An 11,420-nucleotide genomic window follows, 5' to 3' on the forward strand; every position below is an offset into this window, starting at 1 on the left:
GTGTGTCAGCCCGTCGACGGATCGTGCGGGTCGAACGGCGCGTCGAGCGACCGCGTCAGCTCCTCGAGCATCGCCTCTATCTGCGGCTCGACGTATTCGGTGATCGCCGCCTGGATGCGCAGGCGATGGTGCAGCAGGATCGTGCACACCTCGCGGCCGACCATGTTGGCATAGTCGTCGGCGAGCCCGACCTCCTGCCGCAGGGCGGCCTTCGCCTCGTCGCTCAGCGGCGGCAGCGCCGGGATGTGGGCATCCGCCTCCTCCGCCAGTCCGGAGATCGTGAAGAGGAAGGGCGCACCGGGTACCGGGTCGGGGTCGAGCGGCAGGCCCTCGTACTCGGGCTCGAGGTTCTCGGCCGGCCGATAGGTGCGGGATCGATTGCGCGCCGCCTGCTGGTCGAGCTCGGCCTGCAGCATCGGCAGGTTCAGCGAGGTGTACTCCGCCACCGCGCGGTCGACGATCGTCTTGATGCGCGTCGAGAGGCCGTGCTGCACGCCGTGCGGAACGTCGGCTCCGAGACCCGCCGCCGACAGCACCGGCGACCCGAAGCAGCGGCGGCACGGAGCGACCCGGCCGCGATGCGTGGCGGGCTCCCACCGAGGCAACCACGCCAGCCAGGCGTCCACCGCCTGGCTGACCTGCGTCTCGAGAGAGCGCTCCACGTATACACGGTAGTACCGCACGGCCGCCTGTGCCGGGATTCCGCGGATCCCGTGCGGCCCGTCATTCGTCGAACTCGTCCTCCCACGGCCAGCGCGGTCGCTGTGCGCGCGTGCGGACGAGCGCGATGCCGGCCCAGCCGGCGACGAATCCCGCAGCCCCGATGACGAGCCCGAACCACGACGTGGCGATGCGTCCCGCCACCACGGATGCGATCGCGAGATCGGTGCCCGTCGCGAGGGCGCCGAACCACACCCCGCCCACGTAGCCTGCGAAGCACGCGATCGTGGTCCACGCCGCGCCTCCGAACGAGGCCGGCCGACGGCGCACAGTCGCCCACAGTGCTCCGGCGAACGCCGCCGTGGACACGAGGGTGCCGACGATGCCCGGGACCTGACCGAGGCCGGGCGTGGCGATGACGTCCTGTCCGGTGGCCAGGCTGGTCATCCCGAGCCCGAAGATCAGGAGCGCGATGTACCCGACGGTCGCGAAGACGAGCGCCGTGACCGGGCGGACCGGTCCGCCCGTCGGCTGCTGGTCAGCGGACATCTACTGCCGGACGAGCTGCGGCCCTGCCTCGAGGGTGCGCTCGTACTCGCGCTGGGCCTCGACGTTGAGCTCGGTCACGCGCTTGCCGCGCGAGGCCGCCCAGGCGCCGAACCAGATGGTGAGCTCGCGACCGATGATGAAGGCGGCGATGGCGAGCGGTGCGAGGATGTGCTGCTCCATGAGCTCCGCCCCCTGCGAGGCGGTGATGTTCCAGAACTGCTCCTGGAAGAGCTGGCCCAGCAGGTAGCCGCCCCACGAGGCGAAGCCGACGAGCAGTCCGAAGATCACCCACGAGCCCCAGCGGCCGCGGTTGATGATCGCGCCGAGCAGCCAGAACGAGAAGAAGAAAACGATGACGGGCACCCACAGCACCCATGACGACAGCGCTGCGAGCGCGTGCCCGGCGATGTCGTCGACGTTCAGCTCGCCCGCGATGGCGGCGAGCGCGAGCCACACCGCGAAGTACAGCACGGCGAACGCGAGGGCGGCCACGAGGCCGATCGCACCCGCCGCGGCGCGGTTGCCGCGTGGACGCGGAGCCTCGGGCGCCTGGACGAAGATGGGCTGCGGTGCCACCGGAGACGCGACGACCGTGTCGGCGACCGGCTCGCTCGGTGTGACCGCCGGGGCCACCGCGACCGTCTCGGCGCTCGAGTCGTAGACGGCGGTGTCGGCTGCCGGCGCGGGAGCGCGGTCGTACTGCAACGACGCCGCCTCGGCGGAGTCCCACGGGTCGGGCTCGGCCGGTGCGGCCGCCGGGGCCGGCTCGACGGGAGCGTCCGACGACGCGGTGGCCGGCGCGGTCACGCCGGGATCGGCGGATTCGGCACGCGCGGCCTCCGCCTCCGCCAGCCCCTCGTGCGCACGGCCGACGACATCACCCTCGGGCGTGGGCTCTTCGACCGGCTCTCCGTAGGTCGACTTCGAGTCACTCATCGCAGGCACTCCTCACGCGGGGTTCGATCCCGCACAGTGAGAGTAGCCCGGGGTGCGCCTCGCGCCTGGAAGCCATGCCGACGCGATTCCGCACTGTTCCCACGGTCCGGTGCCGGCGACGGGTCGGCGTGCTGGCCGCCGCACGCGGGACGACGACCTAGGGTGGGCGCATGGCCCACCGAACGTCGCGGCTCGCCGCCGCAGCGGCATCCCTCGTCCTCGCCGTGGCAGTGCTCTCCGCCTGCGCTGCCGAGGCGACCGGCGGCGCCGGCCCGACTCCGACCTCGCAGGCCGAGACGACGGAGGCGACGCCCATTCCGACGGTCACCGCCAGCCCGACGCCGACCGTGCAGGCCGACATCCCCGACGACTGCCGCGCGATCCTCAACGCCTCGGTGCTCGCCGAGCTCGCCGACGTGCCGCTGAACGACCCTGCCTTCGGCCCGTCCGGGCTCCAGAACGACGGGAGCCTGATCTGCGTGTGGCGCGACCCGGCCGCCGACACGACCAGCCTCGTCACGACGATCACCTACGTCTCCCGCGGTCCGGCGCTCGACCTCCTGAACGGACTCGCCGACGACGAGGACTTCACCTGCTACACCCCCGACGGCGGCACGCGCTGCGAGAAGACGTGGGAGAACGAGACCTATCCGGTGACCGACGGCCGCACGCTGTTCTGGCGCGACGGCATCCTCATCGACACGCAGTTCTCGAACCTCGCCCCCGCGGGCTACACCTCGGCGATCGTGACGAGCATCTTCGGCTGACCCCGCTCGCCCGCGTCTCGAGACGGGGCTCCGGGCAGCGCGACAACCGCTTCGGGGATCCGGCTCGCGCCGCTCAGCCGTGTCTCGATACGGCGCTTCGCGCCTACTCGACAACCGCTTCGGGTGTCCGGCTTGCGCCGGTCAGCCGAAGACCTGGCGCTCCAAACGGGCACCGTAGTCCTCGGGATGCCACGCCGTCTCGACGCTCGCCAGCCACAGCCCGTCGCGGAAGACGTGGGTCTCCGTCGCGCCCCCGGCGCCTCCTGCGCAGTGGAGCCCCGCGTCGCTCATGGCGCATGAGAAGCCCTGCCCGCGCAACGCCGCCTCGGCGAGCGCCGGAGCCGCCTCGTCGACCGCCGCGAGCGTCGACACGACCGTGCCGCCGTCGGGCGCCGCCCAGTGGCACGTCACGCGCACGTCGGGCGTGAGCACCTCGAGGAGCGTCGGCACGGTCGTCGACGGCGGGTCGAGATCCTGATCCAGGACCGTGCGACCGGTCCAGGTCATCTCGTTCCACAGGCTGTCCGAGTAGAGCGTGCGGCAGTCCAGGCGGTTCCCCTCCGCCGCCTGGCGCGCGGGCGTGTCGGCCTCCGTCGGCTGCGGTCGCGGGGTGGTCGCGTTGCGGAGCATGTCACCCGCCCACGCCACGGTGACCGGCACCATCGGCAGCGACAGCCAGACGAGCGCGCCGACGATCACGGCGCACACGAGGCCGACGGGCACGGCGATCCACGAATTGCGTCCGCCCACCCGTGCCATGGCCCCCACCACCTCCCTGTCCACGGTAAGCGGCGGGGGACGGATGCCGCGGCGCGGCGCGCAGCGCGCGTCAAAGCACCCGGATACGACGAAGGGCCCCGGCGAACCGGGGCCCTTCGCTACCACTCAGCGTTTAGATCTCGATACGGCGCTGGAGCGCCTACTCGATCTGAGTCGATCGCGCATCAACGCGGGCTTCGCTCGCATTGATCCGCATCGACTCAGTTGTAGTTGCCGCTGAAGTCGCCGTCGGTGGAGAAGCTGTCGAAGTCGACGTAGCTCAGGTCGGCGTCCGAGTAGGCGCCGTCCGAGGCGAAGATGCGGTTGGGGTACCGCTCGCTCTTGGCCTCCTCCGTCGCCTCGACCGAGACGTTGCGGTACTTCGCAAGTCCGGTTCCGGCGGGGATGAGCTTTCCGATGATGACGTTCTCCTTGAGGCCGAGGAGCGGGTCGCTCTTGCCCTCCATGGCGGCCTGCGTCAGGACGCGGGTCGTCTCCTGGAACGAAGCGGCCGACAGCCACGACTCCGTCGCAAGCGACGCCTTCGTGATACCCATGAGCTCCGGGCGACCCGACGCGGGGCGCTTGCCCTCGGCCACGGCCTCGCGGTTCATGTTCTGGTAGCGCTTGAAGTCGACCAGCTCACCCGGGAGCAGCGTGGTCTCGCCGTGGTCGACCACGGTGACCTTGCGCAGCATCTGACGGACGATGACCTCGATGTGCTTGTCGTGGATCGGCACACCCTGCGAGCGGTACACGCCCTGAACGCCGTTCACGAGGTAACGCTGCACCTCGCGGGCGCCCATGACGCGCATGACCTCCTTGGGGTCGAGCGTGCCCACCAGGATCGGCTGACCGACCGTGACGTGCTGTCCGTCCTCGACCAGGAGCGTCGCGCGCTTCAGGACCGGGTAGACGTGCGGCTCGTCGCCGTTGTCGGGCGTGAGGATGACCTTCTTCGCCTTGTCGGTCTCGTCGATCGTGATGCGGCCGTCCGACTCGGCGATCGGGGAGGCACCCTTCGGGGTGCGCGCCTCGAACAGCTCCTGCACGCGGGGCAGACCCTGCGTGATGTCGTCCGCCGACGCCGAACCACCGGTGTGGAAGGTACGCATCGTCAGCTGGGTGCCGGGCTCACCGATCGACTGGGCTGCGATGATGCCGACCGCCTCGCCGATGTCGACGATCTTGCCGGTGGCCAGCGACCGGCCGTAGCACTTCGCGCAGACGCCGACGGCGGACTCGCACGTGAGCACCGAGCGCACCTTGATGGACTCGACGCCACCCGCGACCAGCTTGTCGATGAGCACGTCGCCCACGTCGTCGCCCGCCTCGGCGAGGACCTCGCCCTGGGGGCTGACGACCTCGGCGGCCAGCGTGCGGGCGAACACCGAGTTCTCGACGTTCGCGTCACGCAGCAGCGTGCCGTCCGAGCCCACAGCCGCGATCGGCAGCTCGAGACCCTTGGTCGTGCCGCAGTCCTCCTCGCGGATGATGACATCCTGCGAGACGTCCACGAGACGACGCGTGAGGTAACCCGAGTCGGCCGTACGGAGGGCCGTGTCGGCCAGACCCTTGCGGGCACCGTGCGTCGCGATGAAGTACTCCGCCACCGACAGACCCTCGCGGTACGAGGAGATGATCGGACGGGGGATGATCTCACCCTTGGGGTTGTTCACCAGGCCTCGCATACCCGCGATGTTGCGGATCTGCAGCCAGTTACCACGAGCACCCGACGACACCATGCGGTTGATGGTGTTGTCCTCCGGGAAGTTGTCGCGCATCGCCTTCTGGACGGCGTCGGTCGCCTCGGTCCAGATCTTGATGAGCTCCTGGCGACGCTCGGCGTCGGTCGTGAGACCCTTCTCGAACTGCGCCTGGACCTTCGCGGCCTGCTTCTCGAAGCCGGCGACGATCTCGCCCTTGTTCGGCGGGGTGAGGATGTCGCTCAGCGCCACGGTGACACCCGAGCGGGTGGCCCAGTAGAAGCCGGCGTCCTTGATGCGGTCGAGCGAAGCAGCGACCTCCACCTTCGGGTACTCCTCGGCCAGCTTGTTGACGATCTGCGACAGCTTGCCCTTGTCTGCCTGCTCGCGGACGAACGGGTAGCCCTTCGGGAGGGTGTCGTTGAAGATCGCCTGACCCAGCGAGGTCTCGACGAGGCCGTTGCGCTCGTATGCGGCGATGCTCTCGGCGGTCTCGCCCTCGGACTCGAGGAACGTCATGCCGGGGATGCGGATGCGGACCTTGGCCTGAAGGTCGAGGCTGCCCTCGTCCTTTGCCAGGATCGCCTCGCCGACCGAGCCGAACACGCGGCCCTCACCCTTCGCGCCCTCCTTGACCGTGGTCAGGTGGTGCAGGCCGATGATCATGTCCTGCGAGGGCAGGGTCACCGGGCGGCCGTCCGACGGCTTGAGGATGTTGTTCGAGGCGAGCATCAGGATGCGTGCCTCGGCCTGGGCCTCGACCGACAGCGGCAGGTGCACAGCCATCTGGTCACCGTCGAAGTCGGCGTTGAACGCCGCGCAGACGAGCGGGTGCAGCTGGATGGCCTTGCCCTCGACCAGCTGCGGCTCGAAGGCCTGGATGCCGAGACGGTGCAGCGTGGGCGCGCGGTTGAGCAGCACGGGGCGCTCGCGGATGATCTCCTCGAGCACGTCCCACACCTCGGGACGCGTGCGCTCGACGGCGCGCTTGGCCGCCTTGATGTTCTGCGAGTGACCGAGGTCGATCAGGCGCTTGATCACGAACGGCTTGAACAGCTCGAGCGCCATCTGCTTGGGCAGACCGCACTGGTGGAGCTTGAGCTGCGGGCCGACGATGATGACCGAACGACCCGAGTAGTCCACGCGCTTGCCGAGCAGGTTCTGGCGGAACCGGCCCTGCTTTCCCTTGAGCATGTCGCTCAGGGACTTGAGGGCGCGGTTGCCGGTGCCCGTGACGGGACGACCGCGGCGGCCGTTGTCGAACAGCGCGTCGACGGCCTCCTGCAGCATCCGCTTCTCGTTGTTGACGATGATCTCGGGGGCACCGAGGTCGATCAGGCGACGGAGGCGGTTGTTGCGGTTGATCACGCGACGGTAGAGGTCGTTGAGGTCGGAGGTCGCGAAGCGGCCACCGTCCAGCTGCACCATCGGGCGCAGCTCCGGCGGGATCACCGGGACGACGTCGAGCACCATCGAGGCCGGGCTCATGCCGGTCTGCAGGAACGAGTTGACGACCTTGAGACGCTTGATCGCACGGATCTTGCGCTGACCCTTGCCCTCCGAGATCTGCAGGTGCAGGTTCTCGGACTCGGCTGCCAGGTCGAAGGCCTCGAGGCGGCGCTTGATCGACTCGGCGCCCATGTGGGCCTCGAAGTACTGACCGAAGCGGTCCTGCAGCTCGTGGAAGATCTCGTCCTCGCCCTTGAGCGCGCCGACCTCGAGCGTGCGGAAGTCCTCCCACACGCGCTCGAGACGGGCGATCTGGTCGTCCGCGTTCTTGCGGATCGAGGCCATCTCCTTCTCGGCGGCGTCCTTGACCTTCTTCTTCTGGTCGGCCTTGGCACCTTCCTCCTCGAGCGCGGCGAGCTCCTCCTCCAGCTTCTGGAGGCGGGTCGCGATGCGCGAGTCGCGGCGGTCGGCCAGCGTCTTCAGCTCGAGACGGATGTTGTTCTCCTGCGTCGGGAGGTCGCGGTGGCGCGCCTCCTCGTCGACGGAGATCACCATGTACGCGGCGAAGTAGATGACCTTCTCGAGGTCCTTCGGCGCCATGTCGAGCAGGTAGCCCAGACGCGACGGGACGCCCTTGAAGTACCAGATGTGGGTGACGGGCGCGGCGAGCTCGATGTGGCCCATGCGCTCGCGGCGGACCGAGGACTTGGTGACCTCGACGCCGCAACGCTCGCAGACGATGCCCTTGAAGCGCACGCGCTTGTACTTGCCGCACGCGCACTCCCAGTCACGCGAGGGTCCGAAGATCTGCTCTCCGAAGAGACCGTCCTTCTCCGGCTTCAGCGTGCGGTAGTTGATGGTTTCGGGCTTCTTGACCTCACCGAACGACCAACGACGGATGTCGTCGGCAGTGGCCAGGCCGATGCGAAGCTGATCGAAAGTTGTTGATTCGAGCACTAGTTCTCAGTTCTCCTGTGTCGGAATTCTGTCGTCGGCCGGGTCAGATCTCGTCGATCGACGAGGACTCGAAGCGGCTGGAGATGTTGATGCCGAGCTCTTCCGCAGCGCGGAAGGCGTCGTCGTCGGTGTCGCGGAGGTTGACCGCGGTGCCGTCGGCCGAGAGGACCTCGACGTTCAGGCAGAGCGACTGCATCTCCTTCATGAGGACCTTGAACGACTCGGGGATGCCGGGCTCCTGGATGTTCTCGCCCTTGACGATCGCCTCGTACACCTTGACGCGGCCGAGGATGTCGTCGGACTTGATCGTGAGGAGCTCCTGGAGCGCGTACGCGGCGCCGTAGGCCTCGAGGGCCCACACCTCCATCTCACCGAAGCGCTGGCCACCGAACTGGGCCTTACCACCGAGCGGCTGCTGGGTGATCATCGAGTACGGACCCGTCGACCGCGCGTGGATCTTGTCGTCCACGAGGTGGTGCAGCTTCAGGATGTACATGTAGCCCACCGAGATCGGCGCCGGGAACGGCTCGCCGGAGCGGCCGTCGAACAGCTGCGTCTTTCCGCTCGAGTCGATCAGGCGAACGCCGTCGCGGGTCGGGGTCGTCGAGTCGAGCAGACCGGCGATCTCCTCCTCGAACGCACCGTCGAACACGGGGGTGGCGACCTTCGTGCCGGCCGGTGCCTCGAGCGCCTGCTCGGGCAGACGGGCGGCCCACTCGGGGGTGCCCTCGACCTTCCAGCCCTGCTTCGCGATCCACCCGAGGTGGGTCTCGAGGACCTGGCCGAAGTTCATTCGACCCGGGATGCCGAGCGGGTTGAGGATCACGTCGACCGGGGTGCCGTCCGCGAGGAACGGCATGTCCTCGATCGGGAGGATCTTCGCGATGACGCCCTTGTTGCCGTGACGGCCGGCGAGCTTGTCGCCCTCGGTGATCTTGCGCTTCTGAGCGATGTAGACCACGACGCGGCGGTTGACGCCCGAGCCGAGCTCGTCGTCGCCGTCCTCGGCGTTGAACTCCTTGACCGCGATGATCGTGCCCTGCTCACCGTGGGGGACCTTCAGCGACGTGTCGCGCACCTCGCGGCTCTTCTCGTTGAAGATCGCGCGGAGCAGGCGCTCCTCGGCCGACAGCTCGGTCTCGCCCTTGGGCGTGACCTTGCCGACGAGGATGTCGCCGGGACGAACCTCGGCGCCGATGCGGATGATGCCGCGCTCGTCGAGGTCCTTCAGCAGGTCGGGGCTCACGTTGGGGAGGTCGCGAGTGATCTCCTCCTTGCCGAGCTTCGTGTCGCGCGCGTCGACCTCGTACTCCTCGATGTGGATCGAGGACAGGGTGTCGTCCTTCACGAGGTCCTGGCTGAGGATGATGGCGTCCTCGAAGTTGTGGCCCTCCCAGGTCATGAACGCGACGAGGAGGTTCTTGCCGAGCGCGAGCTCGCCGTTCTCCGTCGCCGGGCCGTCGGCGATGACCTCGCCGACCTCGACGCGGTCGCCGGCCGAAACCACGACGCGCTGGTTGTAGCTCGTGCCCTGGTTGGAGCGGTCGAACTTGCGCAGGAAGTAGTCCTGGGTACCGCCCTCGTCGAGCTGCACGGTGACCACGTCGGCCGAGACCTCGAGGACCACACCGGCCTTCTCGGCGGTGACCACGTCACCGGCGTCGATGGCCGCGAAGCCCTCCATGCCGGTGCCGACCACGGGCGACTCCGAGCGCAGCAGCGGGACAGCCTGGCGCTGCATGTTCGCACCCATGAGGGCGCGGTTGGCGTCGTCGTGCTCGAGGAAGGGGATGAGCGAGGTCGCGACCGACACCATCTGGCGCGGCGAGACGTCCATGTAGCCGATCTCCTCGGCGTGGAACAGGTCGACCTCGCCACCCTGGCCGCGGCGGGCCAGGATGCGGTCCTGCGCGAAGTGGCCGTCGGCCTTCAGCTCGACGCCGGCCTGAGCGACGATGTAGTCGCTCTCCTCGCTGGCGGTGAGGTAGTCGATCTGGTCGGTGACCTTGCCGTCGACGACCTTGCGGTACGGCGTCTCGATGAAGCCGAACGCGTTGATGCGCGCGAACGACGCGAGCGAGCCGATCAGGCCGATGTTCGGGCCTTCCGGCGTCTCGATCGGGCACATGCGGCCGTAGTGCGAGGGGTGGACGTCACGGACCTCGACGCCTGCACGCTCACGCGACAGACCGCCGGGGCCGAGCGCCGACAGGCGGCGCTTGTGGGTCAGACCCGCGAGCGGGTTGTTCTGGTCCATGAACTGCGAGAGCTGCGAGGTTCCGAAGAACTCCTTGATCGCTGCCACGACGGGGCGGACGTTGATCAGGGTCTGCGGCGTGATCGCCTCGATGTCCTGCGTGGTCATGCGCTCGCGGACGACGCGCTCCATGCGCGACAGACCGGTGCGGACCTGGTTCTGGATGAGCTCGCCGACCGCGCGGATGCGACGGTTGCCGAAGTTGTCGATGTCGTCGACGTCGAGACGGATCTCGGCGGGCTTGCCCGCGCGGATGCCGTCGAACGTGACGTCGCCGCGGTGGAGGCGGACGAGGTACTTGATGGTCGCGACGATGTCGTCGACCGTGAGCACCGAGTCGGTCAGCGGCTTGTCGAGGCCGAGCTTCTGGTTGATCTTGTAGCGACCCACCTTGGCCAGGTCGTAGCGCTTCGGGTTGAAGTAGAAGTTGTCGAGCAGCGCGCGGGCGGCCTCGGCGGCGACCTGCTCGCCCGGACGGAGCTTGCGGTAGATGTCGCGGAGCGCGTCTTCCTTGGTGAGGATCGTGTCCTTCGACAGCGTCTCCTCGATCGACTCGAAGCCGGCGAACTCGGCGAGGATGTCCTCGCTGGTGAGGCCGAGCGCCTTGAGGAAGACGGTGACCGACTGCTTGCGCTTGCGGTCGATGCGCACGCCGACCTGGTCGCGCTTGTCGATCTCGAACTCGAGCCACGCACCGCGGCTCGGGATGACGCGGGCCGACACGATGTCCTTGTCGGACGTCTTGTCGGGGGTCTTGTCGAAGTAGACGCCGGGCGAACGGACGAGCTGCGACACGACGACGCGCTCGGTGCCGTTGATGATGAACGTGCCCTTGTCGGTCTGGAGCGGGAAGTCGCCCATGAAGACCGTCTGGGTCTTGATCTCACCGGTCTGGTGGTTCATGAACTCGGCCTCGACGTAGAGCGGGGCCGCGTACGTCTTGCCGCGCTCCTTGCACTCCTCGATGGAGTACTTCTCGGGCTCGAGGTACGGGTTCGTGAACGAGAGCTGCATGGTCTCGCTCAGGTCCTCGATGGGGCTGATCTCCTCGAAGATCTCCTCGAGGCCGCTGACCTCGGGGACATCCGTGCGACCGGCCGCCTGGGCCTCGGCGACGCGCGTCTTCCACGCGTCGTTGCCGACCAGCCAGTCGAAGGACTCGGTCTGAAGCGCCAGCAGGTCGGGGACCGTCAGCGTGTCGGAGATCTTGGCGAACGAGAGGCGGGATGCTCCGCGGCCGTTCTTGGGGGTGGTGGTGGATGCGTTGCGCGCAGCAGCCAAGGGGATTACCTCCGTGGGCCCGGGTAGGGCTCGTTTCCTTGTCGTCAGGTGTGGAGTGCTCAGTCGTCCCCGATTGCCCGCGCGTCACGCCTCGCCGCG

Annotated in this window: 7 protein-coding genes; 1 reads left to right on the forward strand and 6 read right to left on the reverse strand. The window is 68.5% G+C overall.

What is annotated here, in order from left to right; genetic code table 11:
* Window positions 1-5: 5 nt before the first annotated feature.
* From H9622_RS13605 to H9622_RS13615, 3 genes are all read right to left on the reverse strand, one after another.
* The gene (locus H9622_RS13605; RefSeq protein WP_191766964.1) at window positions 6-662 is read right to left on the reverse strand and encodes a spermidine/putrescine ABC transporter substrate-binding protein; all 657 of its coding nucleotides are present in this window, start codon (window positions 660-662) and stop codon (window positions 6-8) included.
* A gap of 61 nt (window positions 663-723) precedes the next feature.
* The gene (locus H9622_RS13610; protein WP_191766965.1) at window positions 724-1,209 is read right to left on the reverse strand and encodes a voltage-gated chloride channel family protein; all 486 of its coding nucleotides are present in this window, start codon (window positions 1,207-1,209) and stop codon (window positions 724-726) included.
* Window positions 1,210-2,145 (reverse strand): ABC transporter, encoded by a 936-nt coding sequence (locus H9622_RS13615; RefSeq protein WP_191766966.1) that lies wholly within the window; start codon window positions 2,143-2,145, stop codon window positions 1,210-1,212.
* Window positions 2,146-2,315: 170 nt separating this feature from the next.
* Here H9622_RS13615 and H9622_RS13620 point away from each other — a divergent pair, with 170 nt between their 5' ends.
* Window positions 2,316-2,912 (forward strand): hypothetical protein, encoded by a 597-nt coding sequence (locus tag H9622_RS13620; RefSeq protein ID WP_191766967.1) that lies wholly within the window; start codon window positions 2,316-2,318, stop codon window positions 2,910-2,912.
* Between the two features lie 141 nt (window positions 2,913-3,053).
* On the opposite strand, the gene H9622_RS13625 is transcribed toward H9622_RS13620, so the two are convergent.
* The 3 genes from H9622_RS13625 to rpoB form a co-directional block, all read right to left on the reverse strand.
* On the reverse strand, window positions 3,054-3,671 hold the full coding sequence (locus H9622_RS13625) for a hypothetical protein (protein ID WP_191766968.1): 618 nt from the start codon (window positions 3,669-3,671) through the stop codon (window positions 3,054-3,056).
* Between the two features lie 221 nt (window positions 3,672-3,892).
* Complete coding sequence (gene rpoC / locus H9622_RS13630) at window positions 3,893-7,783, reverse strand: DNA-directed RNA polymerase subunit beta' (RefSeq protein WP_191766969.1); 3,891 nt, start codon at window positions 7,781-7,783, stop codon at window positions 3,893-3,895.
* 43 nt (window positions 7,784-7,826) lie between these two features.
* On the reverse strand, window positions 7,827-11,321 hold the full coding sequence (rpoB, locus tag H9622_RS13635) for a DNA-directed RNA polymerase subunit beta (protein WP_191766970.1): 3,495 nt from the start codon (window positions 11,319-11,321) through the stop codon (window positions 7,827-7,829).
* Between the last annotated feature and the right edge of the window lie 99 nt (window positions 11,322-11,420).

The organism is Microbacterium gallinarum (assembly GCF_014837165.1).
Classification (GTDB): domain Bacteria; phylum Actinomycetota; class Actinomycetes; order Actinomycetales; family Microbacteriaceae; genus Microbacterium; species Microbacterium gallinarum.

What these genes read in the sequence shown, in the direction of transcription:
- H9622_RS13615 (WP_191766966.1), bottom strand. Translation starts at nt 2,145, where the DNA reads ATGAGTGACTCGAAGTCGACCTACGGAGAGCCGGTCGAAGAGCCCACG.
- H9622_RS13610 (WP_191766965.1), bottom strand. Translation starts at nt 1,209, where the DNA reads ATGTCCGCTGACCAGCAGCCGACGGGCGGACCGGTCCGCCCGGTCACG.
- H9622_RS13625 (WP_191766968.1), bottom strand. Translation starts at nt 3,671, where the DNA reads ATGGCACGGGTGGGCGGACGCAATTCGTGGATCGCCGTGCCCGTCGGC.
- H9622_RS13620 (WP_191766967.1), top strand. Translation starts at nt 2,316, where the DNA reads ATGGCCCACCGAACGTCGCGGCTCGCCGCCGCAGCGGCATCCCTCGTC.